A 25,849-nucleotide genomic window follows, 5' to 3' on the forward strand; every position below is an offset into this window, starting at 1 on the left:
CACACAGTGGAAACACCGTTGTTACACGGGCTCGGCCTGCACAAGGCCTTCGGCCCGAATCGGGCGCTGGCCGGGGCCGGGCTGACGCTCGAACCCGGCGAGATCGTCGCGGTCATGGGGCCGTCCGGGTCCGGGAAGTCGACCCTGCTGCACTGCCTGTCCGGGATCGTCCGGCCCGACGAGGGGCAGGTCCTCTTCCGCGGGCGTGACCTCGCGAGCATGTCCGACGCCGAACGCAGTGCCCTGCGGCGCACCGAATTCGGTTTCGTCTTCCAGTTCGGGCAGCTCGTGCCGGAGCTGACCTGCCTGGAGAACGTCGCGCTGCCGCTGCGGCTGAGCGGGATGAGGCTCCGCCCCGCCGAGCGGATCGCGCGCGGCTGGCTCGACCGGCTGGCGGTCGGCGACACCGACGACAGCACCCCCGGCCAGGTTTCGGGCGGGCAGAGCCAGCGGGTCGCGATGGCCAGGGCGCTGGTCACCGAACCGTCGGTGATCTTCGCCGACGAACCGACCGGCGCGCTGGACACGCTCAGCGGAGAACTGGTCATGCGCCTGCTGTCCGAGGCGGCGAAACAGACCGACGCCGCCGTGGTCCTGGTCACCCACGAACCGCGGGTGGCCGCTTACTCCGATCGGGAGGTCATCGTGCGCGACGGCCGGACACGGGAACCGGTGGTGACCCGATGACCGGACGCGAAGACCTGATGCTCGGGTTCCGGCTGGCCGTCGGGGGCGGCCGGGGCTCGATCGTCAGGCTCGTCCTGAGCACCGCCGGGATCGGCCTGGCGGTGGCGATCCTGCTGATCGGTGCCTCCGCGGGCACCATCAAGGAGAACCGGGACCAGCGGACGTTCGCCGCTTCCGTGCGGGGCGAACCGATCCCGGGTGTCGCGCCACTGGACTACAGGGCGACGACGACCGATTTCCGCGGTCACGCGATCTCGCTCGTCCATCTGCGGGCCACGGGGCCGAATTCCCCGATCCCGCCGGGCGTGGACCGGCTGCCCGCACCGGGCGAGGTCTTCCTTTCGCCGAAACTGGACGAACTCGTCGCTTCCGACACCAGCGGCCTGCTGCGGCCTCGTCTGCCCGGCAAGCCGGTCGGACTCATCGCCGCGGAGACCACGCTCAACCCCGGCGACCTGATCGCCTACGTCGGCACGGACGCGCTGCGGGACGGACACGCGATCTACGGCTTCGGCGCCGAACCCGGGTACCACGACATGATCGAGAACGGGATCCTGATCCTCCTGCTGCTCGGTCTCTTCGTCCTGCTCACGCCGGTGTTCATCTTCGTCGGGACGGTCTCGCGGCTCGGCGGTGCCGCCCGGGACCGGCGGCTCGCCGCGTTGCGACTGGCGGGTTCGTCCCTCGCGCAGCTGCGCCGGATCACCGCCGCGGAATCCCTCGTGGGCGCGCTGGCCGGGCTCGTCGCGGGGACCGCGTTGTTCCTGCTCTTCCGCGGCGCGGTGGCGGACTTCCAGGTGTTCCGGTTCGGGGTGTACCCGAAGGATCTGACGCCGTCGTGGCCGTTGGTGGTGCTGATCGTGCTCGCGGTCCCGGCCCTGACCGTGGCGACGGCTTGGGCGTCCCAGCGGCATACGGTCGTCGAGCCGCTCGGAGTCGTCCGTGAGACCGCGCCGCCGAAGCGCCGGTTGTGGTGGCGGCTGCTGCCGGTCGTCGTCGGGATCCTCTTGATCGCCCCGGATCTCGGCGTCGCGAGCGAACTCGGCCGCTGGGCGCTGATCGGCGGCGCGGTGTTGCTGATGCTCGGGATTCCCGCGCTGCTGCCGTGGCTGCTGGAACGCGTCGTCTCCCGGGTCAAGGGCGGGCCGCCGTCGTTCCAGCTCGCGATCCGCCGTTTGCAGAGCGACAGCGGGACCCCGTCACGGGTGGTCGCGGGCCTCTGCGTGGTGCTCGCCGGGGCGATCGCGCTGCAGAGCCTCCTGGCGGGACAGGCCGTGATGGAGGCCGGTCGCCAGGACGAGACGGCGGGCCGGATCACCGTGTACGCGGACGGTGCCGCGGCCGATCGGGCGATCGCCGCGGTCCGCGCGGTCCCCGGCGCGGCCGACTTCCAGGCCATACGCTCGATGTTCGTCGACTCGATTCGCGGGGACGGCACGCTCGTCCAGTTCGCCGTCGCCGACTGCGCCACGATCGAGGCGGCCACCACCGCGACCGGTTGCCGCGACGGCGACGTGTTCGCCACCCCGTCCTTCGTCCATAAAGGACAGTCGATGAAGATCACCGACGACGGCAAACGAGAGCAGCCATGGACCGTTCCCGCCGAGCCGCGACCGCTCGAAGCGAAACCATCGGGAATGGCCGAGCTACTGGGACCGCACGTGCTCGCGACGCCCGCCGCGATGACGGGTGTCGACCTGGCCGCCGCGTCGGTCACGGTGAGCCTGCGCGGGACGACCGGGAATCCGGATTTCACCGAACTGGTGCGGAACTCGGTGGCGCCGTACAGCGGACAGGTCACCGTGGCGGCCTTCAACGGGGAGCGGGCCTCCACCGAGGCCCGGATGTTCGGCGACGCGCGGGACATCCTGCTCGGCGGTGCGCTGTGCGTTCTGCTGCTGGCCGCGGTGAGCCTGCTGGTGCTCGCCCAGGAACAGGTCCGTGAACGGCGGCGGGCGCTCGGCGCACTGTCCGCCACCGGCGTCCCGGTGCGCGTGATCGTCCGGTCCCTGCTGTGGCAGAACGGGATTCCGCTGCTGCTGGGCATCGTGATCGCGACAGGGACCGGGATCGCCGTCGCCGCGCTGGGCAAGCGGCTGTTCCGGGACGGGCTGTATGTCGACTGGTCCGCGGTCGCGCTGCTCGCCGCGGCGGCCGTCGTGATGGTGCTGCTGGTGACGGCGTCGACGGTGCCGTCCGTTCGCTCGGCGGCGAAGACGGAGAACCTGCGCACCGAGTGACCTACAGCACGGCGCTCACGTCCCGGGCGGCGGCACGGAGTCCGTCGTGCGCCGCCCGGGTCGACCGCGGGTCGAGGGCGTTGGCGGCAAGGCGGAAGAGCACGGCGCGCAGGAGAAGCTGAGGCCATTCGGGCAGATGCGCCCAGCGTTCGAGAAGATCGATGGTGGCGCCGCCCCAGGCCAGCGCGTCGACCGCGACGATCGCGGCGCCCCATTCACCGGGCCGGTAGTACGGCACGAAATCGACGATGCCGGGGGCCGCGTCGCCGTCGAACAGCACGCCGGCGAGAAGCTCCCCGTGGACGACCTGGTCCGGCAGTTTGACCGGTCTTCGGGATCCCGCCAGCACCTCGAACCAGCGGCCGCCCTTGTTCTCGTCGAGGGACATGTCCGCCTCGCCCCAGGCGAGTTTGTCCGCCAGCGCCTCGATATCGGTGCGCCGTCCCAGGAAATCCGGCCGGGGCAGGCCCGCCGTCGCGCGATGCAGTTTGACCGCCGCGTGCACGACCTCGTCGTAGCGATGCTCGGCCGTGCCGGACACGAACCGGTTCGCCGACCAGCCGCCGACCACCCAACGACCGTCACTGGACCGGACGGGCTTCGCGACCCGCAGCCCCGGCTCGTCGACGGCTTCCAGCGCCCTGGCCGTCCACAGGGTCCGCGACTTGTCCACGACCGGCTTGAGCACGAGATCGTTGTAACGCCAGGAATCGGTGCCGGGCATCGGTTCCGCGTCACCGGTACGTCCGCCGAACGCCGAACAGACGTGTTCCGGAGGGCTCTCAAGGGTGGCACGCACGGCTCGGCACGTTACCCCGTCTTCCGCGCCACGAACGAGAAGACGCGCTGGTCTTGAGTAGCGATACTCAAGACACGATCGCTTCTGACCTGCCATTCTTCGACCGTGATCCCCCGAACGGCGCAGCGCCGCCTCACCGACGGGCAACTCACCGCCCTCGCACTCGGTTCACTGTGGCTGCTCGGAACACTGGGCGCGGTCACCGTGGGCCTGTTGCTCCCGCTCGCCGCGTTCCTGCACGTCCCCTGGATCGCGTTGCCGGTTCCGCTCGTGTCGATCGGGGTGGTCTACCTCGTCGGTTTCGCGGCGCCAGAGGCCTTTCCGGCCGTCGCGAAGCCTTGGCCCCGGCTGGCGTGGGCTTTCGTGACCGGGATTTCCGGTGTCTTCGGTGCGATCTTCGTGCTGGAGGTGGCGGAGGCGTTCGATCCCTGGTTCGCGGTGCCGTTCCTCGGGGTGCCGGTGCTGCTCGTCGCGGGCCTGTTCGCGCGGGGACTCGGCGTCCGGGCAGGGGCGGGGTTCCTTCTGGTCGCGCTGGTCGCGGGCGGGATCACCGTCCCCGCGTCGCTGCCTCCGGACACCCCGCGCGGCGCCTCGCCGCGACCGGCGTCCCGCACGAACGCACCCTCGCCGCGGACCTCGGCGCGCATCGGCTCCCGACCAAGACGACCGAAGACTCCGGTTCGCTGATCGTCGAGTACGCGCCTCAACTGTGGATCTCGCCCGTCTGGACCTTCGCGACCGACGTCGTCGAGAGCTGCGAGACAGCGGTGAAGACCGCTTGGCGCCTCGAAAACGCGACGTGCACCCAGGTCGGTGAAGGCGAGTTCGTGCGGCGCGACGCCGAGCGGATCGAGTTCGTCCAGCGACGCGGCGCGCTGTCGGTACACGTCGCGGGCAACCACAACTGGAAACCCGAGGAGCTACGGGAACTGGCGGGGAAGACCCATCCGCTGACCGACGCCGAGATCATCGCCGCCGTGCCGAAGTCGCGCGGCGGGAACCGGACCGATGTCCTGGCGGGGTTCACGGCCTTCGTGCGGGCGATCTTCGTGGGCCGGTCGCTCGGCTACTGACGCCCGAGGAGCAAGGGACCTTTGCTACCAACCCGCTGCCTAGGTACATGAAGGCCCCCTTCACTACCTTCAGGGTAGGCAAGGAGGCCTTCACGGCATTGCCCGAAGTGCCCATCCACAAGGGGCCAAGACCAAAGCGAGCAAGGGACCTTTGCTACCACGGGCACGGCGAGCAGGAGGTGTGTGGAAATAGGGACATCCAGTGTCCCCATTTCCACACACCCCGCACTCCGCGTGACGACACCTACCGACCGTGTGGATCTTGGTGCGTCAGATGACCCGAAACCCACACAGTCACCGCGCCGACCTGCAAAAAGAGAGCAAGGGACCTTTGCTACCACTCGCGCGTGAAGGCCCCCTCCCCTCGACTGAGCCGAGAGAAGGAGGCCTTCACGCGCAAAACCTCAGTAGGTCGGCAGGCTCTGGTCGATCTGCCGCGCCCAGGCCAGCACGCCGCCACCGAGGTGGGTCGCGTCCTTGAACCCGGCCTTGTGCAACGCCGCGAGCGCCTCCGCCGAACGCGCGCCCGACTTGCAGTGCAGCACGATCGGCTTGTCCTGCGGCAGTTCCGAAAGCGCCTCGCCCGAGAGGATCTTGTCCTTCGGGATGAGCGTCGCGCCCTTGATGTTCACGATCTCGTACTCGTGCGGCTCGCGGACGTCGATGAGGGCGAAGTTGTCGCCGTTGTCGAACTTGGCCTTGAGCTCCGCCGGAGTGATCGTGCTTCCCGAAGCGGCCGAAGCGGCTTCGTCGGACACGACACCACAGAACGCTTCGTAGTCGATGAGTTCGGTGATCTTCGGGGTCTCCGGATCCTTGCGGATCTTGACCTCGCGGTACTTCATCTCCAGCGCGTCGTAGCTGACGAGCCTGCCCAGCAGCGGCTCACCGATACCGGTGATCAGCTTGATCGCCTCGTTGACCATGATCGAGCCGATCGACGCGCACAGCACGCCCAGCACGCCGCCCTCGGCGCACGACGGGACCATGCCGGGCGGCGGCGGCTCGGGGTAGAGGTCGCGGTAGTTGAGGCCCTTGCCGTTCGGCGCGTCCTCCCAGAACACGCTCGCCTGGCCCTCGAACCGGTAGATCGAGCCCCACACGTAGGGCTTTCCGGTGAGCACGGCGGCGTCGTTCACCAGGTACCGCGTCGCGAAGTTGTCGGTGCCGTCGAGGATCAGGTCGTACTGCTCGAACAGTTCGAGCGCGTTCGACGATTCGAGCCGGTCGGTGTGCAGGTGCACCTTCACGAACGGATTGATCTCGGCGATCGTCTCCTGCGCCGACGCGGCCTTGAGCTTGCCGATGTCGGACTGTCCGTGGATGACCTGGCGGTGCAGATTCGATTCGTCGACCTCGTCGAAGTCGACGATGCCGAGCGTGCCGACCCCGGCCGCGGCCAGGTACAGCAGCGCGGGGCTGCCGAGGCCACCGGCACCGATGACCAGCACCTTGGCGTTCTTCAGCCGCTTCTGCCCGGTCACCCCGACGTCCGGGATGATCAGGTGACGGCTGTACCGGGCCACCTCTTCCTTGGTGAGCTCGGCGGCCGGCTCTACGAGCGGCGGCAGCGTGCCTGACATCGGGTCCTCCATCTCGCGTGGATCGCGGGTCGCATCCCAGTATCTACAACACGGACAGGCGGAAACGACTTCCCCTGTTTCATATCCTGGGATGTTCCAGCAGGTGAGACGGCTTGGACTAAGGTGCCTGATTCGGCCAGGAGCCCGGCTTGCAGACCTTGCCGTCCGCGGGCACCTTGCCGCGGTCACCGCCGGGGAGATTGTTCAGCTGCGCCACGAAGTCGTTGGAGACGCCGAACGTCTGCTGCATCATCACCGGCGCGATCCCGCCGTTCTCCTTGCAGCCCTGGTGCTTTCCGCCCAGGGCATGCCCGACCTCGTGATTGATGGCGTACTGGCGATACCCGGTCATGTCGCTCTCGAAGGCCATCGCCCCCCGCACCCAGCGGGCGAGGTTGATCACCACGCGCTTGTCGAAGCTCGCGCGGTAGCACGAGGTCTCGTAGGTGATCTGGAACATGCAGACGTCCGCGCGATGCGTCGTGTTCGGTGTGGTGAGACTCACCCGGAAGCTGGGGTTCGGGAAACTCGCGTCGACGCGCTGAAGCGCCTTCTTGCCGTCCCACGTCCAGCTCTTGGGATTGGACAGGGTGGCCTCCACCATCGTGGCGAAGCTGTCGTCACCGCCGTAGCTGGCCTGGTCGATGCCGTCCTCGACCTCGACGGTGTACGTGTACAGCTGCCCCGTCCCGACCTTCTCGCCCTTGCCCGGCACCACGTGATAGGTGCCCTTGCCGGACTCGGTGAAGGGGCCGCCCTTGGGCAGGTCGGCGGTCGGGATCTTGAGGTCGATCGGTTTGGCCGGGTTCTCGGGGAGGACTTCGCCCCCGCCGTCGACGCCCGCGCCCGGCTCGCCGCCGTTGCCCGCGGAACCGTCGGCGGAAGTGAGGCCGGGCCCGTCGGTGGCGATCGGCTCGGCCGGGCCGGTTGCGGTGTTGAACACGACCAGCGCGGTGATCACCACGAGGATCGGCAGCGCGTACACGCGCCAGCCATAGGTCTTGGCGAACTGGCCGATACCGCCCTTGCGTTTGGCAGCCTTGGCCTTGACCTTGCCTGCCTCGTGCGGCTTCCAGGACGCGCTGAGCGGCTGGGCGCTCGTCCGGCGGCCGCCGGGACGGTAACGGTCCTCGTCGAGCCGCTGCGACGGCGGCGGCGTCGGCCGGTACTGGCCCGTGCGCGGCACGTCCGAAGACCGGGGCTGGGCACGCGGCGGACGGCGGGCGGATGCGGAGTACTGAGACCGCCGACCTTCGCCCTGCGCGCCTTGCTTTACCCGATCCACGCGCACCAGGGTGCCATAACCGAACTGTGATGTTGTGAGCGACCGGCGCTTCGCACGGCGTGTCCTACCCACCCGAATGGGCTACCAGGTGTCCGATTCGACCGATTCCCACATCCCCAAAACGGCCTTCGCTACGACATTCGGGCGTTCCATCTGCGCCACGTGGCCGGTTCGGGGCAGAACGAGCAACCGCGCGTGCGGAAGTAGCCGAGCGGTGCGCTCGGCGCGCCGGACGGAGATCACCCGGTCGTGCTGCCCCCACACGACGAGCGTCGGCGCGTCGACGGTCGGCGCGACCGCCCACAGCGACGCGGGACCGCGCGCGGACCACGTCCGGAAGATGCCGAACGTGCTGCGAGCCAGCGCGGGGGCGGCCCAGGCGAACCCGGCGCGGGCGCTGTGCTCCTCTTCGAGCTCGTCCAGCCTGCTCTCGGCGAAGCGGCCTGGGTCGGCGAAGCACAGCTTGATGACCTGCATGGCGCGTTCACGCGGGCCGAGCGCGGCGAGCCGACGGCGCACACTCGGGCCGATCAGCGGCAGGTAGGCGAACGCCATCCTCGGATCGGACAGCCGTTTCATGCTGGGCCGGAGATCCGGCATCGCGGGCGAGATCAGCGTCAGCGTCTTCACCAGTTCCGGACGGCGGGCCGCGACGAGCAGCGCGACGGCACCGCCCATCGAGTTGCCGAACAGGTGCACCGGCCCCGCGTCGAGGCTCTCGATGTGGCTCGCCACGACCTGGGCGTGCGAGTCGAGACTGAAGTCGAAGCCGTCCGGCGGCTCCGAATAGCCGAAACCCGGCAAATCGACCGACGTACCTCCGGCCTGGGGCGCCAAGAGGGCGGCGAGGTCGGTCCAGTTCGTGGACGAACCGCCGAGACCGTGGACGTAGACGGCCGTCTCGGGGCCGCCCGGTGTCCGGCGGATGTGCAATTTCACCCCGCCGACACCTATTGTTTCCCCGGGCCAAGGGGGCGGCGCCGGGTCCAGCGACGGCAATGACCTGCGCGACAGCGGCACATGGGTCAGCGGCGGGCGGCCCCCGGCGGCACGGGAAACTGAAGAAGACACAGCACCAAGGATGCCCGACCCTTGGCGGTCCGGCTGTACCGGCGAGTAATCTCGAGCTCACTTCACGCGGCGGTGACCCCGCCCCGCGGAGCCCGCGGCTACTGGAGGAACGATGACAGAAATGGCGCGACTGCAGGCCCGAGGTGTCCGCCTGCCCCGAACGGAACGCCGCGCCCAGCTGCTGGCCGCCGCGCAGCGGGTGTTCGCCGCGAACGGATACCACGCCGCCGCGATGGACGAGATCGCCGAAGAGGCCGGAGTCAGCAAGCCGGTCCTCTATCAGCACTTCCCCGGCAAGCTCGACCTCTACATCGCGCTGCTGGAGAGCCACGTCGACGAACTGGTGCGGCGGGTCAAGGACGCCCTCGACTCCACGTCGGACAACAAGCAGCGCGTGCCGGCGACCGTCGGCGCGTTCTTCGACTTCGTCAACAACGACGCCGGCGCGTTCCGCATGGTCTTCGAGTCGGACCTGCGCGGCGAGCCCGCCGTCCAAGAGGCGGTGGACCGGGCGACGTCGGCCAGCGTCGACGCGATCACCGAGACCATCACCGCCGACGCCGGCCTCGACGAGGACAAGGCCCGGCTGCTCGCCGTCGGCCTCGTGGGCCTCTCGCAGGTCAGCGCGCGGTTCTGGCTGGCGCACCACAAGTCGATGAGCCGTGAAGAGGCCGTCGCGCTCACCGCCAACCTCGCCTGGCGAGGCATCGGCGGTGGTTTCCCGCTCCAGCACTGACCCGCGTTTCGTCCTCTGAATGCGGTAGTTGCACGCGCAAGGACCGCATTCAGAGGACGAACCGCGTCAAGGCAAGAGCTTCTTGATCCGGTCGGCGGCGGCCTGAGCGTCGGCGACGACCTTCGCGGTGTCGATACCGACGACACGGCCTTCGCGCTTGAGGGCGCGGCCGTCGACGAACACCCACGAGACGTTCGCGGGCTGGGTGTTGAAGACCAGCTGATTCACCCAGTCCACCTTCGGCGCGAAGTTGACCGACTGGGCGTCGACCAGCTGGAGATCCGCCCGCTTACCCGGCGTCAGCGACCCGATCTCCTTGTCCATCCCGAGCGCCTCCGCGCCACCGAGGGTCGCCATGCGCAGGACGTCCGCCGTGGTCGGGTAGACCGCCGGATCGGTCGTGGTCGCCCGCTGGAGACCGACGGCCGCGCGCATCACGTTGAACATGTCGCTCGTGTCGTTGGTGCCGCCGTCGAGACCGAGCCCGACCTTCATGTTCCGCTTCTTCATCTCCGGCAGCCGGATGACGCCCGACGCGAGCCGCATGTTCGACAGCGGGTTGTGCGCCACGCTGACTCCGGCGGCCGCGAGCTCGTCGAGGTCGGCGTCGGTGGTCTGGATGACGTGGTTCGCCACCAGCCCGGGGTGCAACGCGTTCGCGCGCCGGAGCGCGTCCATCTGCCCCGCGGTCAGATCGGCCTTCGATTCGAGCAGGTGCACGTTCAGCGAGACGCCGAGTTCGCGCGCGAGCTTCTCCGAGGCCTCGACGCTCGGGAAGTTCCCCGTGGACGGATGAGTGCCGATCTGCAGGTGTGCCAACGGGTTCGGATCGATGACCTCGCGCTTCACGCGGCGGATCTCGTTCTGCAGCGCGGGATCGGTGGTGCCGTTGTAGGAGTAGAGGAACCTCAGCTTCGACTCGCCGAGCGCGCGGAGACCGCCCTTGGCGAAGTCGGTGTTGAACGCGTGCGACCAGTCGGTGACCGTGGTGATACCGGTCGAGACGACGTCGGCCGCGGCGAGTTTCGTACCCGCGTACGCGTCCGCGTCGGTCACCGGGGCGCGGTACAGCGGGATGACGCATTTGCCGAGCCAGCCGATGAGTTCCTTGTCGGCCGCGCAACCGCGGATGAGCGACTGCCACAGGTGGTTGTGCAGGTCCACGAAGCCCGGCAGCACGATCTTGCCTCGGCCGTCGACGACTTTCGCGGTGCCCGCGTCGAGGTCCTTGCCGACCTGCTTGATCTTGGTGCCTTCGAGCACGACGTCGGCGTCGGCGAGGGCGCCGAGCGGTCCTTCGCCGAGGCTGGGATCCATCGTGAGCACCATCGACGCGTCACGGATGACGACCCGGCCGGCACCGGTGAATTCCGCGTCGCTCCCGGCTTCGGTGGTCTCGCCACCCAGGTTCGTGAGCAGGGCCGCGCCGAGGACCACGGCGATGGTGAGGCTGAAAACGGACAGGATCGATCTGTTTCGTTTCATCGTTCAACTCCCCAGTCGAGAAGATCACGTTAGCTCACCTGACGCGGACGCCCCGCAGAATTACCGCGACGGGATGCTCCAGCTGTCCGAGGTCTTCGCGCGGGTCCTCCGCGTAGACGACGGCGTCCGCGGGCGCGCCCGGAACCAGCCCGGGCAGCCCCAGGTATTCGCGCGCGGCCCACGAGCCCGCGGCGAGTGCGTCGTGCGGCCGCAACCCGGCTTCCGCGAGGGCGCGGATTTCGTCGCCTACCCGGCCATGCGGCCGGGAATCCGTACCGGCGAGGATCTTCACCCCGGCTTCCGCCGCCGCCACGACCAGCGCCGGATGCGCCTCCGCTCCGCCGTCGAACCAACGTTTCTGGGGGCTGTCCTCACGGTTCCGCCCCCGCCCCAGCGCCGCCTGGAACACCGAAAGCGTCGGGGTCAGCGCGGTGCCGCGAGCCGCCATGTCCGGCAGGTGGCCGGGATCGAGCCACATCCCGTGCTCGACGGAATCGACTCCCGCGGCCACCGCCGCTTCTCCGCCGGCGGCGTGCTGCGAGTGCACCGCGAGCCGCCCGCCCACCGCGTGTACCGCCTCGGCGATCGCGGCCATGACGTCGAGCGGTACGGCGTCGTCCCCGACCCGCCAGTCGGCGATGATCTTGGCCCAACCGGTGCGTTTCGCTTGCGCCGCGGCCAATCCGGGCAGCTCCGCGTGGGTGGCGCGGCGGCCCCAGCCGTCGAAGAACTGGCCGTGCTGGGCGATCCACGGCCCGGCGTGCACCGCGCGGGGCAGGCCGGGTTCGGCGCCGAACCACTCGGGCGGCTCACCGGGCAGCCCCGGCGAGCGGATCATCGTGACCCCGGCGTCGACGTGGCGGTGCAGATCGGCGCGCAGGATCTCTTCGTCCATCGGGTCGCCGGGCTCCTCGGCCCCGGGGTGGGTGTGGGCGTCGACGAGGCCCGGCAAGAGCCAGCCTTCGGCGACCAGGTCCGCCCCTGGGACCGGATCGGTGGTCCAGCGGTCGCCGTCGGCGTAGAGATCGACGTACTCGCCGTCGGGAAGCGCACGCCCCCGGATCCTGATGATCACAATGCCCCCTCGCTCACGTTGTCGAGCAATCCAGCGGCAGCGCGGTGAGCCGGGTTTCGGCTATGAATCGAGCGACCGCGTTGCCGATCCGCGAGGAGTCACCATGCCCCATATCGCGCTCGACGAGAACCTTCCCGGCATCACCGGCTTGTTCGCCTATCGGCCGGAGACGGCGGCGCCGCTCGGGCAACTCGCCGAGGTCCTGCTTCGCGGCCCGAACAGCCTCAGCGTGGGAGAACGCGAACTGATCGGCGCGGTCGTCTCACGCGGCAACGACTGCACGTTCTGCTCACGCAGCCATGCCGCCGTCGCCGCCGAAGCGCTCGAAGGAGGCATGCCGGTCGTGGAGGCGGCTTGGAAGGACGTCGACGGCGCGCCTGTGCCGGCGAAGGTGCGGGCGCTCCTGCACGTCGCGCTCGCCGTTCGCGAAAGCGGGAAGTCGGTGGGCGACGAGCTGATCGAGACCGCCCGCGCGGAGGGCGCGACGGACGTGGAAATCCACGACACGGTCCTGATCGCGGCCGCGTTCTGCATGTTCAACCGCTACGTCGACGGGCTGGCCACGCTCGCCGTCGACGACCAGGACGCCTACCGGGAAGCCGGCGTGCGGCTCCTGGAGCACGGCTACACGAACCTCTGACGGGAGCAAGGGACCTTTGCTACCACTTGTCTCAATGTCGAGAGAAGCGGTAGCAAAGGTCCCTTGCTCCCCTTTTCAGACCCTCGCGGCGCGGCGGACGAGTGCCGCGATGCGGTCCGAAACCTCCTGAGCCCGTTCCTGCGGAAGCATGTGCCCCGCCCCGGGTAGCGCACGAATTCGGCTTCCGGCAGTTCGTCGGCGATGACCTTGGCGTGCGGCGGCGGACAGAGCCGGTCCCGCTCCCCCGCCAGCACGATCACCGGTTTGCCCTGAAGCGCGGCCAGCGTGACCCGGCAGTCGTGCCGCGAAATCGCGTCCTGGAATCCCGCGACGCTCGCCGGATGCGCGCACAGCAGCTGTTCGGCGACCGAGTCCACATCGGCCCGCTGAGGCCGCCGACCGAAGACGAGCAGCCGCGCACCGGGCCGCACCACCGACAGCGGCAGCGGCAAGGCGTCCCGGCGGTTCTTCGCGAGCAGCTTCGCGAGCCTCCGTTCGAACCTCGCCGCGCCGCTGCCCGCGATCCCCGGCAGGCCGAGGGTGATCCGGTCCATCTCACCGGACGACGTGGCGACGAACGCGACCCCTGCGACGCGCCGGGCCACGAGATCGGGATGCCTGCGGGACAATTCCATGATCGTCATGCCGCCCATGGAGTGCCCGGCGAGCACGATCGGCCCGTTCGGGACACGATCCTGGATCAGCTCGGCGAGGTCGTCGGCGAGGGTCGCGATCGTGGCCGTCCCCGGTTTCGCCGGCGCGGAACCGCCGTGGCCGCGCAGGTCGTAGCGCAGGGTCCGGACGGAGTCGCCGAGCCGCGACACCACGCCGTCCCAGGTCCGGTGGTCCTGTGTCCAGCCGTGCACGAGCACCAGCGTGAGCTCGGAGTCGGCTGGCCCGCCCGGCTCGACGTGCAGGGCGGTGCCGTCACCGGTCACGAACCGATGCCGCCGCGACGGGTCCCACGAGACGGCGTCGCGCTGCTTGACGCTCCTCATCGCTTCCCCGGCAGCAGGAAGGACTTGCGCCAGAAGTACATGCCCGGCTTGCCGACCAGCCCGGATTCCTGCAGGAACGGCATGATCTTCTCGCCCGCCCACTGGATGCTTTCGCGCCAGTGAGGGTTGTTCAGCGCGGCCTCGACGCCGTCGCGCGGACGGATGCCGACGGCCTTGTAGACGTTCGGGTTGATGAAGGCCCGGGTCACGAAATACGAAATGAGCGCGATGATGAACTGCTGGTAGAGGATTTCCTTCTTCGACAGTTTCGCCATCCCGCGAGTCACCTCTTCGCGGGCGAAGGTGACGTGCCGGGCTTCTTCGAGCACGTGGATCCGGTTGACCATGCGCACCAGCGGCTGGATGTCCGGGTCGTTCATCTGCTCGCGCTGAAGACGGTCGAGGACCTCTTCGGCGACGAGGATCGCGCCGTAGCGCGCGGGACCGTAGCTGATGGTCGGCATCAGCTTCGCCAGCCGCCGCAACCACGGCACCGGCCCGTAGGACGGGCAGCCGATCCGCGAAGCCATCCGCGCGAACATCGTCGAATGACGGCATTCGTCCGCGATCTCGGTTAACGCGTACTGGGCGTGCGAACTGGTCGGGTCCTCTTCGTAGACCTCCTTGAGCAGCATCTGCATCAGGAGGATCTCGAACCACAGCCCCGTCGTGGCGACGCTCGCGACCTCGTGCTTGCCGAGTTCGATGCGCTGCTCTTCGGACAGCGAGTCCCACAACTTCGTGCCGTAGAGCGAAGAACGGTGTGCCGGGATGAAGCGCTTCCCGTCGACGAGCGGGGCGGTCCAGTCGATGTCGACGTCGGGATCGTAGAACTTGTTCGCGGAGGACTTGAGCAGCCGCTCGGCCGTCTTCTCCCGGTCTGTTTCCTTCAGCGCCCGCGTCATTGCCGACACACCCCTATCTGTAACTCGTGGTAACAGTTACCTCCGGTAGCATGACTGGGGTGATCGAACGTGTCAAGCGTTACCGCGACTCTCCAAGTGGCCGTGACTTCGGTCCATCGCACCTGCACGAACCAGCCCCTCAACGACCCCTTCGAGCGCCGCGCGGATATCCGGGCCGACCCGCTGCCAGCCGAACAAGCGGGCGACGCTGCTCATCAGCTCGTCGTCCGAGATGGAATGCACCTCATCGACCAGTCGAGAGACAGCGAGCCGGAGCTCCTCACGCGGCAGATGCTTGACATCTCGCTGAGTCACCGGATCAGCTCCTGGGACCCGAACAGTGTTCATTTCCTTCGAACGCGCACGCAGAAAGCCCAGTCCATCCATCTCGAACCCGTCCCGGACGACCTCGTCTACCGCAAGCCTGAAGGCCTCCTTGATCCTTGGACCCGATCGCTGGCCACCCCACGCTTCCCGAATGGTCCGAAGCACCCGGTCCTGATGCACCGGTCCTTCCGCCTGGACAACCGCCCTGATCAGGTCACGTAGGCGCCCGCGCGCTTCGGGCTGGTGCAGCTGCCAAGGCGAAGTCACCGCACCCAGCTCAACGGCGCGATATGGCACGACCCAGGCCGGCCGGGCATCGAAGTCGACTTCCTCATGCTCGACCTCGGGGACGGCAGGCAAAGCCGCCACCACCGCATCGCCGGACTCTTCGCCGGCGAGAGCCGCCTCAATCGCCCGCCGCAGTCGAGCCTCCTGCCCTTGGCGATCCCGATACCAGGCGGTTCCCCAAATCCGATGGATCCGCCATCCGAGCCCTTCGAGCACGGACTGCCGCAACCGGTCCCGGTCGCGAGTGACCTTGGCCGAGTGATACATGGCCCCGTCACATTCCACACCCAGAACATAAGTACCGTCGGATTCGCCACCGCGGACACCCAGATCGATTCGATAGCCGGCGACACCGACCTGAGGAACCACGTCATATCCCCAGCTTCTGATGGACCTGAGCACTTCTTCCTCAAAGGGGCTCTCGGCATCTCCTCCAGAGTCATCGAGCTCCAACGCCAGCGCGGGCACACCACGTAGCGCGAAGTCGAGATAGCCGCGCAAATGTCGCACACCGTCCGCCGACGAATTGCCGACGAACTGACCAGGCGTAACCGAGCTGATGATTTCTACCCGTCGCTGCGCTCTCGTGATGGCGACGTTCAGCCTCCGCCAGCCATCTTTTTTATTCAGCGGCCCCATATTGAGCGTGAACTTCCCATGCTCGTCCGGACCGTACCCGATGCTGAAGATGATGATGTCCCGCTCATCACCTTGGACGTTTTCCAGACTCTTGACGAAGAACCCGTGGAGTCGATCGTCACCTGGCAGCTGAGCAAGTTCCGGGAATCGCTCCGCTTGCGCCTCCAGTTCGCGCTCGATCGCATCCTGCTGCGCGCCGGAGAAAGTGACCACACCGAGAGTTCGTCCGGGGTGATGACGACGATGATAAAGAACACGTTCTATGACCTTCTGCGCCTCCACAGGGTTGTCCCGCGCACCACCCCGCCGATAGACGCCGTCCACCTTGAACAGTTCTACGCCGACATCCGGGGCCTTCTCCGTTGCACCGGGGAAGGTCAGCAGCTTTCCATCGTAGAACCGATAATTCGAGTAGGTGATCAATGATTCATGCTGACTACGATAGTGCCAGCTCAACGGAAGCGACTTGAGCGCACCGGCGGCCTTGCAGAGATCGAGTAGCGACTCGAACTCGTCGACCTGATCCTCGTCATAGGTGTCGTCTTCGACCATATCTGCGGTAGCGAAGAAGTTCGATGGCGGCAACTGCTTCTGATCACCGGCCACCACCAGTTGCCGACCCCGGTACACACAGTTGATCGCATCCGCCGGCCTCACCTGAGACGCCTCATCGAAGATCACGGCGTCGAACCGCAGCGCGGCTGGGAGGTACTGGGAAACCGCCAACGGGCTCATCATGAAGCACGGCTTCAGCAGCTGTGCCACGTTTCCAGCTTTGCCAAGCAGGTCCCGGATCGGCATATGCCGCCGCTGCTTCTGCGCCTCACGCTGCAGGATCGCGGCGGCCCCGAGATTCGAATTCGGCCTGCGCCCGGAACAGGAATTGATAACCGCAGCGGACGCGTTTGCGATCTGCGCCCGGTCGAGCTCCCCGAACTCCGCGACAAGAGCGTCTCGATCAGCTGCTCGCAGCGCACCCAACCGAACCGCATCCGTCTTCAGTACATCATCGGCCCACGATTCCGACAGCGCTCGCTCAACGATGGATCTGACTTGCCCCGCCTCCACCTGCCGCTCGACACAAAAGGAAACGACCGCCCCCAGCCCAGCTTCTGACAATTTTTCCCTGGCAGTCGCGTAGGCCGCCCATTCGTCGATATCACCGACCGAATCCGCCAACTCGACCAAGAAGTGTCGGACGTACTCGAAGTCATCGTCGTTCAAAGATTCCGTAGCGACGCCTGCCTGGCGTCCGGTGAATCCTCCCGCGATCCTGGCGGCACATTTGGTCCACGCCTCCTGCCGCACACGGATGTCGGCCGACGTGAACGAGGTTCCGAGAACGGCTTCCGCAAGAGCAAGGCGCACCGAGCCACCCAGGTGTGCTCGAACTCTCTCCGCCCAGGCAAGCTCTTCGTTCATCGACTCCCAGTTCGTATCGACACCTCGAAAACCGGTTCCCAACAGCTGTCGATCTTCCTCGAGCCGAGCCTCGATCCGTTCTCGTAACGAGCGGACCTTGACGACCTGCCGTAACGCCCTGACCGCGAAAGGCACCGAAACCGGACGCCCGGCGGCGCCACCTACCCGGTCGACGACCTCGGTCACGATGTCGAGCAGATCAGCGACCTGCTCCACCCACTCGAGCAACCTATCGATCGAGGTTCTCCGCAGCTGTTTGGTCTTGGGCCCGGCTATTACTCTCGCATCGTCCAGCCATGCCCTTGCCGCTTCTTCCAACCGCCGGGCGACGACGGAGAGCTGGGGATCGGGAGCACCTTCTCTGGCCAGCTGACGAACAATCCGCTGCTCACCGATCTTCTCCCCAGCGAGGACGACTGCCTGCCTTGCGACTTCGATCGCGTTGGCGATTCGCGTGAAGTCCGCGTCCACACGCTGGTAGTAGTGACCGCCAAGTGTGTTGGCATGTCTGGCTTCCGCGGTCGAGAGACGTTGCTCGGCCTCTTTCCAACTCACCGCGTCGGCAAGCCGGGACCTGACCTCCTCATCGACCCTGCCGAGCACCGTGCACTCCGCCAACAGCCGCTTGTCCTCGCGATACGCTCGCCGCAGCTTGCCCAGCCCTTTGTGCACTTTGGCGAACCGCGCGTTCAGACCCGCCAGATCCAGCGCAAGGGCTTCATCACGGAAGACATCGCGCAGCTCGTCCCTGCGCCGATGGAACTCACGGTGCAACTCGCCTAGCGTGTCGGCCGCCTGAGTCAGCGCGGCCTGCGCAGCCGGGTTGAGCCAGTCAGCCTCCGGACGGTTCGGCGAATCCGCTAGGGACCCGAGGGCTGCGAGCTCGACCGCACGATCGAGCGACAAACCTTCCTTCGGTAGTCCCAATATCTCTGCCACGTTCCGAGCGTCCGTCCCAAGGGAACCGAGGTCCCCCGAACTGGCACGGAGGAACCGCGCGGCCCCTCGGAGCTGATCGACATCTGCCTGCTCCGCCACGTTCCAGCGCGGTTCTCGCTCACTCAACGCGGTGAGTGCGCCCTCGAGCTCAGCGGAGTGATCCGGGTCGAGCCCGTCCGCCCCTGGACCGACCAGTGCGGTCAGGGTGGCCCTTGCATCCGCGTGTTCGGCGGTCAGCTTCGCCAGCTCATCCATCCGAGCCTTGACCGGCTTGAGATCGCGCCTGCTCAGCCAATCGGCCGGAATAGCGGGACGATCGTCTAGCAGGGTCATGAGCCCGAGCATGCGCTGCCCGTCGCGAGGGCCGGCCGTCCAACCGAGGCCGAGATCCTCGTCGACCGCGCCGACCAAGCCCTCGAGAGCGTCCAATGACTGCCGCGCGTCATCGAGCATGCGGACGACTTCGCTGCGCCGAGACGCGGACATGGTCGTGTCGGCCAAGTCCCGCCAAAGGAAGTCATCACCTCGAACCACCGGCCCCCAGGAACGGCCGAGAGCCGCGGCGGTCTCGACAAGGCGGGTGAACTCAGACGGTGAGAGCGACGCTCCGAAGCCGACGGGGACGGGCGCCTGAGGCAACGAGGACAAACGTGCGATCGCGCCGAGTACCTGGTGCAGTGAGCGGCCAAGGGGTTTCCGGACCTCATTCATCGCCTGGGCGTACGAGGCCAGTTCCCCACGTCGCCGTTGCAGGTCCGCACGATCGGTAGCCGAGAACGACCCACTGGCGGTCGGCCGGAAAGCCAGCGCTCGCCCGAGTTCCGCCGCCACCGCTTTGCGGTTCGCGTCATGACTGTGCAGCTTCAGTGCGAAATCAGCGAGATTCGCTTTCCTCAGCCGGTCGTATACCACGTCCAGCGCCGCGGCTTTCTCGCTGACGAAAAGCACTGTTCTCCCCGAATGGAGCAGCTCTGCGATGATGTTGGTGATCGTCTGACTCTTCCCACTGCCTGGCGGGCCGTCCATGACGAAACTGTGGCCGTCGCGAGCCGCGATCACGCAGCGACGCTGACTCGCATCCGCGTTCATCACACTGACGAGTGTTTCCGGCTCGACGTACTGTTCCAGCTGTTCCTCGGGAATAGAGGGAAAATCGAAATCCCCCGCGCTCGGTGCATCCGGCCCCAAAGCGAGGACCTGAACCATCGGGTTCTCCACCAGCAGGTCCTCGTTCACCTGGAGGTCGCGATACATCGCCTCCTTATGGAAGGTGAAGGTCGTCAGTACCGCACGCTCAGCCACCGACCAGCCGTGACGTTTCCGGACTAGTCGCTCGACACTACGCATGATCCCGGCGATTCCGACCTCCTCGAACTCCTCCACGGTAGGGAGCGAGATCCCGAAGTCGGCTTGGAGTTTGACCGCGAGCGCGGGATTGAGCACCGGATCGTCATCAGTACGACGTAGCCTGAAGGGTTCTCGGAGATTTTCCCGGGATATCGTGACGGGGAGCAGGATGAGCGGACTGACCGCGACGGCGTCATCGTCATCGGACTCGGTCCAGCTCAGCATTCCCAGGCCGAGGTGCAGCACCCACAAGCCTTTGTCGTCGGACTCCTGCTTCGCCTTGCGCTCGAGCAGCTGCAATGCGCGAAGGATCTGCGCCCGCTGTTTACCGGCGATCACCAACTCACCCGGCTTCGGCCGGGGCATCTCCTCTTCCTCGGCGGGCAAGCAGAAACTCCAGTGCCCGGAGCTGCCACGGTTGAGCCTCTCCAACAGTGCTTCAGGTCCGGGGGTAACCACTTCGAGGGAGGCTGTTTTTGTATGTTTGAAGTACAGGAGCCGGTTCGTGCGCGACATGTTGATGAGTTCATCGCGCTGCTTTTCCAACCAGGCGCGCACCCGCTTGTCCATATTCCCCCTCCGGTCCCGTTGTGCCATAGTCGCCCTGACTGGATCATCAGACAACATCTGGAGACGACCTATCCCACGTCGGCACTAATGCCGGAAGCGTTAACCGGGGTCATCAAAACGTTGCCACAACCTGTTACTGCCAGTAACAGTTACTTCTGGTAGCATCGATCTGTGATCGAACGTGTCAAGCGCAACAGCAAGCAGTCGAGCAAGCACCCCACGGCGGGTGAGGCCGACACGGGCGACGCCCGTCGTGACCGCTGGCGCAAGCACCGGATCGCCCGCCGCGCGGAGTTCGTCGAGGCCGCCCTGCGCGCGCTCGACACCCACGGGCCGGATCTCGGCATGGAAGACGTCGCCGCCGAAGCGGGCGTCACGAAGCCAGTGCTGTACAGGCACTTCGACGACAAGGCGGATCTGTACGTCGCGCTCGGGCAGCGCGGTACGGAGATCCTCTTCCAGCGGCTGATCCCGGCCATCAACTCCGAGCTGGCCCCGGTCCCCCGGATCCGGATGGCGCTCGACTCCTTCTTCAGCGTCATCGAGGAGCACCCCAACCTGTACCGCTTGCTCGCGCGCGGCGGCCTGCAGGAGAAGGTGGTCGTCAAATCCGACGTCGTCGCCGAGGACAAGGAACTGATCGCCACCGCGCTGACCGCGCTGCTCGGCGACTACATGCGGATGTTCAACATGGACTCCGGCGCCGCCGAACCGTGGGCGCACGGCATCGTCGGCATGGTGCAGAGCACCGGTGAATGGTGGCTGGACCGGCGTTCGATGGGCCGCGACAGTGTCGTCGAGTACCTGACGCAGATCATCTGGGCCGCGATCGACGGCCTCTCCCGGCAGCAGGGCATCGTCATCGACCCGAACCTGCCGCTCGAAGAGAACAAGGTCGTCCAAATGCGGAAGGAATCGGAGGCACAGTGAGCGAGCACGACGAAGACGGTTACGCCGGCGAAGCGGTCCTCGTGATCGACGGGACCGAGATCGCGACCACGGTCGACCTGCGGGGCTACTTCCAGCCCATCGACGGGTACTACCGCTGGTACGGCCGCGTCGCCGCCAACGAGCAGGTGTCCGCGGCCGCGGGCGGCAAGAAGACCGCCGTCGAGATCCGCGCGGGCGAGTACAGCGCGAAGGGCGAACTCTCCGACCCGGACCCGTGGGACCGCTACCGCATCATGGGCACCAGCACGCCGCCCTTCCACGTGCCGACCAGCCTCGAAGAGCTGAACGAACTCAACGCCTGACCCCAAGCGGCTGAAGGGCGCTTTCCCCGCATCTCATGCGGGGAAAGCGCCCTTCAGCGCGTAAGACGAGGGGAAAGTCCCCTTCAGCCCCGCCGCTGAGCGGGCACCCGGGCACCGGGCACCAGGTACTTCGGCCAGCTCGACAGCTTGTTCATCGCCCATTCCAGCGGCCCGCGCCCGATGAACTTCCGCCACAGCACCGCGGCGGTCAGCGCCACCACCGAGAACTCGACGAAGTGCAGCACGCTGAAGATCGAATCGCCGTCGCTTTCGTCCCACAGCAGCGCGATCGCCACGAAATGCAGCACGTACGCGCTCAGCACCCGCCCGCCCAGATCCGAAAGCGGGCGCAGCGCGCGCTCGAACTTCGGCATCAGCAGCTGGCAGCCACCGATCACCGCCGCCGCGATCCCGATCGAGATCAGCAGGTCGAACGGCGTGTACGAGGTACCCGTCGGCAGCAGTTCCCAGGCCCAGCTGGTGGTCGGCGGGGTGCCGTGGATCCAGGTCTGGTGCAGCCGCAGGAATTCCGGCGGCGTCATGCCCATCTGCGCCGCGGCCGGCTCCAGCGAGCGGTAGATCGCCTGCATGCCACCGAGCGGTCCGGTCGCGAGCCACGACACGAAGTACCCGCCCACGGCGAGGGCCGAACCGCCGAAGAACAGCCGGCGGCACACGCTGCGCGAAGTCAGGTCCATCCGCCCGATCGCCATCCCGGCGAACACGTACGCCATCAGCGTCAACGCGGGGAACGTGCCGGTCAGGACGAGAACGGTCGCGGCCTTCAGCAGCCCGGTCGAGGTGACGTCGTCCGCGGTCAGGTCCGGCGCGAAGAAGAGCAGGTCACGGGGAAGCAGCTGCGCCCTGATCAGATGTGAGAGCAGCGGGCCCGCCACGGCGACGACGACCGCCGCGATCGCGAGCGCCTTCGCGCCCGCTCGCAGCCACGGGATCGCGAAGAGGAAACAAGCCCCGTAATAGGCCAGGATCACCATGTAGCCGGTCTCGAGGCTGGTCAGCCACAGTCCCAGCGCCACCAGAAGCGGGGCACGGGTCGCCAGTTTGAGCGCGACACGGGTCCGGTCGCGGCCCTCTTTGGGGCGGCGTCCGCCGGACATCAGCGCGATCGAGACCCCGGCCAGCACCGCGAACAACGCCGCGGAGTGGCCTTCGAACGGTTTGAACAGCACCCCGACGCCGCCTTTGGCCGGATCGGGGCCGACATGCACCGCGTACATGCCGAGAACGGCCAGGCCGCGGGCGACGTCGATACCGGTCAGCCGCCCAGCGACCCGTTTGCCTTGTTCGGGAACAGTGCGCACGCCGCCGAGCAGCGCGCGGTCCATCACAGTGACGCCGTCCACCTCATTTCTCGGCTAGCCCCCTGCCGTCCCCGCCTTAGCGTGACGATCAAATCTGAGAGCTGGCTGAGACGCGGCGGTGACGCCACTGTGACATCCGACTACAACCCGATCGGGTTAGTCACCAACGGCGAAGCCGACCTTGCGAACATCCGACGGCGCGATCTCGACGTAGGCGATCCGGTCGGTGGGCACGATGTACTTACGGCCCTTTTCGTCGTCGAGGCGGAAGATCCCGTCGCCGGCCCTCAAGGCGTTCGCGACCAGTTCCTCGACCTCGTCGGGCGACTGGCTGCTGGACACCACGAGCTCCCGCGGCGTGTCCTTGATGCCGATCTTGACCTCCACGTGGGACCTCCGCTTGAAAGTTCGAAATTACTGGTGCGCCAAGGCTAGCCGAAGTGACCTCAGCCCAGCCCCAGCACCTGCATGCGCTTGGTGTGCCCCTGCTGCAACCGGCGGAACAGCGCGGCGATTCCCGAAAGGTCGCCCGAACCCTCGACGATCAGCTCGGCAAGCCCGTCCCGCTCGGCGACGACGTACTGGGCCTGCGTCAACGCCTCGCCCAGCAGGCGGCGGCCCCACAGCGCGAGCTTGTCGCGCGCCTTCGGGTCGGCCTCGATACCGGCCGCGACTTCGCGTTCGGCGAACGCCGAATGCCCCGTGTCGGCGAGCACGGTGAGCACCAGATCCTTGGTCTCGGGGTCGAGCCAGCTGGCCATCTCGCGGTAGAGGTCCGCGGCGAGCCCGTCGCCGACGTAGGCCTTCACGAGGGACTCGAGCCAGGAGCGCGGCGCCGTGGAGGCGTGCCAAGCGTCGATGTGCCCGACGAAGGGCCGCATCGCGTCCTCGATCGCGACGCCGTGCGCCCCGAGGTGCTTGGTGAGCAGGTCGTAGTGCCCGATCTCGGCGGCCGCCATCGACGCCAGCGCGGCCCGGCCGGACAGCGTCGGCGCGGTGCGCGCGTCCTCGGCCATGCGATCGAATGCGGACAATTCCCCATAGGCGAGTACGCCGAGCAAATCGACTACGCCTTCACTGATCTGCTTTGCCTCGGTCACGGCGGAAAGGGTATCGCCGAACACACCCGCACGGACCGGAAGAGACCGATCCCACCTTCGTCGGCGCGGCGGGGGCTATCGAAAAACCGCAGATCAGGTAGACTGGCCGCCGGATACGACGGATCTTCCGTCCCGGATCGGGACGCCGCTGCGGCTGAAGGACAGCCGGTGTGGCCCCGGTCAGCGCAAGAATGATGTGCGTGCACGCCATCCTGCGGCATTCCCACGAAGGGCCGCTCCAGCGCCAGTAGCGCGGAGCCCGAGCGAAATTTCGTGGTCGAGTGTCGATCGGTGACCAGGGCAGTGCGCGCTGGTCACGAGAGAGGCGAGCACCCTGACCACGAACGAAATCACAACCGAAGAGAACACCACCACCGGCGTCCCGGAGGCCGTCGCGCTGGAGCACAGCGAGACAGGCCCGGCCGCGCTGGACACCTCACACCCGCTGCAGGCGGGCGCACCGGTGGAACCCGAATCCCCCACCTTCGCCTCCTTCGGCGTCAAGCCGGAGATCGTGAAGGCCCTCGGCGAGGCCGGGATCGAGCGCACCTTCGCCATCCAGGCGCTGACGCTGCCGCTGGCCATGGCCGGCGACGACCTGATCGGCCAGGCCCGCACCGGTATGGGCAAGACGCTGGGCTTCGGCGTCCCGCTGCTGCACCGCGTCGAGGTCCCCGGCGACGGCACCCCGCAGGTGCTGGTCGTCGTCCCGACCCGTGAGCTGTGCATCCAGGTCGCGAACGACCTCAAGGGCGCGGGCAAGCACCTCGGCATCCGCACGCTGGCCATCTACGGCGGCCGCCCGTACGAGCCGCAGATCGAGGCGCTCCGCAAGGGCGTCGACGTCGTCATCGGCACGCCCGGCCGCCTGCTGGACCTGGCCGAGCAGCAGCACCTGGTGCTCGGCAAGATCCGCGGCCTGGTGCTGGACGAGGCCGACGAAATGCTCGACCTGGGCTTCCTGCCCGACATCGAGCGCATCCTGCGGATGGTCCCGGACGCGCGCCAGACGATGCTGTTCTCGGCGACCATGCCGGGGCCGATCATCACGCTGGCCCGCACGTTCCTGAACCAGCCGACGCACATCCGCGCCGAGGAGAACGACGCCGGCGCCATCCACGAGCGCACCACCCAGTTCGTCTACCGGGCGCACTCGATGGACAAGCCCGAACTGATCGCCCGCGCGCTGCAGGCCGAGGGCCGTGGCCTGACGATGATCTTCACCCGCACCAAGCGCACCGCGCAGAAGGTCGCCGACGATCTGGTCGAGCGCGGCTTCGCGGCCGCCGCCGTGCACGGTGACCTGGGCCAGGGCGCCCGTGAGCAGGCGCTGCGCGCGTTCCGCTCCGGCAAGGTCGACGTGCTGGTCGCCACCGATGTCGCCGCCCGCGGTATCGACATCGACGACGTCACGCACGTGATCAACTACCAGACGCCGGAGGACGAGAAGACCTACGTCCACCGCATCGGCCGCACCGGCCGCGCAGGGCGCACCGGCGTCGCGATCACCCTCGTCGACTGGGACGAGGAGCCGCGCTGGAAGCTGATCTCCGACACCCTGGGCCTCGACAAGCCCGAGCCGGTCGAGACGTACTCGTCGTCGAAGCACCTGTTCAGCGACCTCGGCATCCCCGAGGGCACCACCGGGCGCCTGCCGCTGTCGAAGCGGACCCGCGCCGGTCTTTCGGCCGAGGTCGAAGAGGACCTTGGCGGCAAGCGCCGTGGCCGTGGCCAGGGCCCGAAGGAAGAAGAAGCCCCCCGTAAGCGCAACCGCGCGCCGCGCAAGCGGACCCGCGGCGGGGCGAACGCGGCCGCCAAGATCGAGGCCGCCGACGCCGCGGCGAGCGCTTCCGCGGACAGCGCCGAAAGCCAGAGCGAGGCCGCGTCGGAGGGCCGCACGCGGACCCGTCGCCGCAGCCGTGGTGCCGCGAAGCCGAGCCCCGAGGTCAGCGGCCCGGCGGTCGAGAAGGAGGCGGGCGACAGCGCCGAGCGTCCGGCTCGCCGACGCCGCCGTCGCCGTCCGTCGGCGACTTCTGATACACCTGCGTCGGCAGACTGAGCTTTC

20 protein-coding genes and 1 pseudogene are annotated in these 25,849 nt (G+C 67.7%); 9 read left to right on the forward strand and 12 right to left on the reverse strand.

Annotation, left to right across the window (positions count from 1 at the left end; translation table 11 throughout):
- Positions 1-6: 6 nt before the first annotated feature.
- Both MJQ72_RS35915 and MJQ72_RS35920 read left to right on the forward strand, forming a co-directional pair.
- Entirely contained in the window at positions 7-687 is a 681-nt protein-coding gene (locus MJQ72_RS35915; RefSeq protein WP_240595492.1) for an ABC transporter ATP-binding protein, read from the forward strand.
- Positions 684-2,927: an FtsX-like permease family protein gene (locus tag MJQ72_RS35920; protein ID WP_240595493.1), complete on the forward strand. Its 2,244-nt coding sequence runs from the start codon at positions 684-686 to the stop codon at positions 2,925-2,927. The genes MJQ72_RS35915 and MJQ72_RS35920 overlap by 4 nt, the downstream gene beginning before the upstream one ends.
- A gap of 1 nt (position 2,928) precedes the next feature.
- On the opposite strand, the gene MJQ72_RS35925 is transcribed toward MJQ72_RS35920, so the two are convergent.
- Positions 2,929-3,726 (reverse strand): TIGR02569 family protein, encoded by a 798-nt coding sequence (locus MJQ72_RS35925; RefSeq protein WP_240595494.1) that lies wholly within the window; start codon positions 3,724-3,726, stop codon positions 2,929-2,931.
- Positions 3,727-3,831: 105 nt separating this feature from the next.
- Here MJQ72_RS35925 and MJQ72_RS35930 point away from each other — a divergent pair, with 105 nt between their 5' ends.
- A complete protein-coding gene (locus tag MJQ72_RS35930; protein WP_240595495.1) occupies positions 3,832-4,413 on the forward strand; it encodes a hypothetical protein in 582 nt (193 codons plus the stop codon).
- A gap of 80 nt (positions 4,414-4,493) precedes the next feature.
- The gene (locus MJQ72_RS35935) at positions 4,494-4,799 is read left to right on the forward strand and encodes a hypothetical protein (protein ID WP_240595496.1); all 306 of its coding nucleotides are present in this window, start codon (positions 4,494-4,496) and stop codon (positions 4,797-4,799) included.
- 404 nt (positions 4,800-5,203) lie between these two features.
- Here the strand turns inward: MJQ72_RS35935 and moeZ are convergent, their stop codons facing one another.
- The 3 genes from moeZ to MJQ72_RS35950 all read right to left on the reverse strand — a co-directional run bounded on the left by moeZ (position 5,204) and on the right by MJQ72_RS35950 (position 8,606).
- Entirely contained in the window at positions 5,204-6,382 is a 1,179-nt protein-coding gene (gene moeZ / locus MJQ72_RS35940) for an adenylyltransferase/sulfurtransferase MoeZ (RefSeq protein ID WP_016331501.1), read from the reverse strand.
- A gap of 118 nt (positions 6,383-6,500) precedes the next feature.
- A complete protein-coding gene (locus tag MJQ72_RS35945) occupies positions 6,501-7,667 on the reverse strand; it encodes a DUF3152 domain-containing protein (RefSeq protein WP_240595497.1) in 1,167 nt (388 codons plus the stop codon).
- An 81-nt stretch (positions 7,668-7,748) separates the two neighbouring features.
- Entirely contained in the window at positions 7,749-8,606 is an 858-nt protein-coding gene (locus MJQ72_RS35950) for an alpha/beta fold hydrolase (RefSeq protein ID WP_240595498.1), read from the reverse strand.
- Positions 8,607-8,850: 244 nt separating this feature from the next.
- Here MJQ72_RS35950 and MJQ72_RS35955 point away from each other — a divergent pair, with 244 nt between their 5' ends.
- Positions 8,851-9,474 carry a TetR/AcrR family transcriptional regulator gene (locus MJQ72_RS35955; RefSeq protein ID WP_037332079.1) on the forward strand — a complete coding sequence of 208 codons (624 nt, stop codon included), beginning with the start codon at positions 8,851-8,853 and terminating at the stop codon, positions 9,472-9,474.
- 66 nt (positions 9,475-9,540) lie between these two features.
- On the opposite strand, the gene MJQ72_RS35960 is transcribed toward MJQ72_RS35955, so the two are convergent.
- The gene (locus MJQ72_RS35960; RefSeq protein WP_240595499.1) at positions 9,541-10,959 is read right to left on the reverse strand and encodes an amidohydrolase family protein; all 1,419 of its coding nucleotides are present in this window, start codon (positions 10,957-10,959) and stop codon (positions 9,541-9,543) included.
- Positions 10,960-10,993: 34 nt separating this feature from the next.
- Positions 10,994-12,034, reverse strand: coding sequence for an amidohydrolase family protein (locus MJQ72_RS35965; RefSeq protein ID WP_240595500.1), 1,041 nt, complete (start codon positions 12,032-12,034; stop codon positions 10,994-10,996).
- Between the two features lie 103 nt (positions 12,035-12,137).
- Between MJQ72_RS35965 and MJQ72_RS35970 the strand changes: the two genes are divergently transcribed.
- Positions 12,138-12,674: a carboxymuconolactone decarboxylase family protein gene (locus MJQ72_RS35970; protein ID WP_240595501.1), complete on the forward strand. Its 537-nt coding sequence runs from the start codon at positions 12,138-12,140 to the stop codon at positions 12,672-12,674.
- A 75-nt stretch (positions 12,675-12,749) separates the two neighbouring features.
- Here the strand turns inward: MJQ72_RS35970 and MJQ72_RS35975 are convergent.
- From MJQ72_RS35975 to MJQ72_RS35985, 3 genes and pseudogenes are all read right to left on the reverse strand, one after another.
- Positions 12,750-13,672: pseudogene (locus MJQ72_RS35975) on the reverse strand (alpha/beta fold hydrolase).
- Positions 13,669-14,577 (reverse strand): diiron oxygenase, encoded by a 909-nt coding sequence (locus tag MJQ72_RS35980; RefSeq protein WP_240595502.1) that lies wholly within the window; start codon positions 14,575-14,577, stop codon positions 13,669-13,671. The pseudogene MJQ72_RS35975 and the gene MJQ72_RS35980 overlap by 4 nt, the downstream one beginning before the upstream one ends.
- 72 nt (positions 14,578-14,649) lie before the next feature.
- Positions 14,650-20,109 carry a DUF3320 domain-containing protein gene (locus MJQ72_RS35985; protein WP_240595503.1) on the reverse strand — a complete coding sequence of 1,820 codons (5,460 nt, stop codon included), beginning with the start codon at positions 20,107-20,109 and terminating at the stop codon, positions 14,650-14,652.
- A gap of 171 nt (positions 20,110-20,280) precedes the next feature.
- On the opposite strand from MJQ72_RS35985, the gene MJQ72_RS35990 reads away from it, so the two are divergent.
- Together MJQ72_RS35990 and MJQ72_RS35995 are read left to right on the forward strand one after the other, a co-directional pair.
- Complete coding sequence (locus MJQ72_RS35990; RefSeq protein ID WP_016331492.1) at positions 20,281-21,039, forward strand: TetR/AcrR family transcriptional regulator; 759 nt, start codon at positions 20,281-20,283, stop codon at positions 21,037-21,039.
- Entirely contained in the window at positions 21,036-21,362 is a 327-nt protein-coding gene (locus MJQ72_RS35995) for a DUF4873 domain-containing protein (protein ID WP_240595504.1), read from the forward strand. Before MJQ72_RS35990 ends, MJQ72_RS35995 begins: the two co-directional genes overlap by 4 nt.
- 83 nt (positions 21,363-21,445) lie before the next feature.
- On the opposite strand, the gene MJQ72_RS36000 is transcribed toward MJQ72_RS35995, so the two are convergent.
- The 3 genes from MJQ72_RS36000 to MJQ72_RS36010 form a co-directional block, all read right to left on the reverse strand.
- Entirely contained in the window at positions 21,446-22,726 is a 1,281-nt protein-coding gene (locus tag MJQ72_RS36000) for a heparan-alpha-glucosaminide N-acetyltransferase domain-containing protein (protein WP_240595505.1), read from the reverse strand.
- Between the two features lie 114 nt (positions 22,727-22,840).
- Positions 22,841-23,071 (reverse strand): DUF3107 domain-containing protein, encoded by a 231-nt coding sequence (locus tag MJQ72_RS36005; protein WP_016331489.1) that lies wholly within the window; start codon positions 23,069-23,071, stop codon positions 22,841-22,843.
- A gap of 59 nt (positions 23,072-23,130) precedes the next feature.
- Positions 23,131-23,784, reverse strand: coding sequence for a ferritin-like fold-containing protein (locus MJQ72_RS36010; protein ID WP_240595506.1), 654 nt, complete (start codon positions 23,782-23,784; stop codon positions 23,131-23,133).
- Positions 23,785-24,247: 463 nt separating this feature from the next.
- Here MJQ72_RS36010 and MJQ72_RS36015 point away from each other — a divergent pair, with 463 nt between their 5' ends.
- Positions 24,248-25,843, forward strand: coding sequence for a DEAD/DEAH box helicase (locus MJQ72_RS36015; RefSeq protein ID WP_240595507.1), 1,596 nt, complete (start codon positions 24,248-24,250; stop codon positions 25,841-25,843).
- Positions 25,844-25,849: the final 6 nt, after the last annotated feature.

Source organism: Amycolatopsis sp. EV170708-02-1, assembly GCF_022479115.1.
GTDB lineage: Bacteria > Actinomycetota > Actinomycetes > Mycobacteriales > Pseudonocardiaceae > Amycolatopsis.

Bases quoted from the DNA above. Each gene is read 5' to 3' on its own strand.
- MJQ72_RS35920 (WP_240595493.1), top strand. From the start codon at position 684: ATGACCGGACGCGAAGACCTGATGCTCGGGTTCCGGCTGGCCGTCGGG.
- moeZ (WP_016331501.1), bottom strand. From the start codon at position 6,382: ATGTCAGGCACGCTGCCGCCGCTCGTAGAGCCGGCCGCCGAGCTCACC.
- MJQ72_RS35955 (WP_037332079.1), top strand. From the start codon at position 8,851: ATGACAGAAATGGCGCGACTGCAGGCCCGAGGTGTCCGCCTGCCCCGA.
- MJQ72_RS35960 (WP_240595499.1), bottom strand. From the start codon at position 10,959: ATGAAACGAAACAGATCGATCCTGTCCGTTTTCAGCCTCACCATCGCC.
- MJQ72_RS35970 (WP_240595501.1), top strand. From the start codon at position 12,138: ATGCCCCATATCGCGCTCGACGAGAACCTTCCCGGCATCACCGGCTTG.
- MJQ72_RS35980 (WP_240595502.1), bottom strand. From the start codon at position 14,577: ATGACGCGGGCGCTGAAGGAAACAGACCGGGAGAAGACGGCCGAGCGG.
- MJQ72_RS35985 (WP_240595503.1), bottom strand. From the start codon at position 20,109: ATGGACAAGCGGGTGCGCGCCTGGTTGGAAAAGCAGCGCGATGAACTC.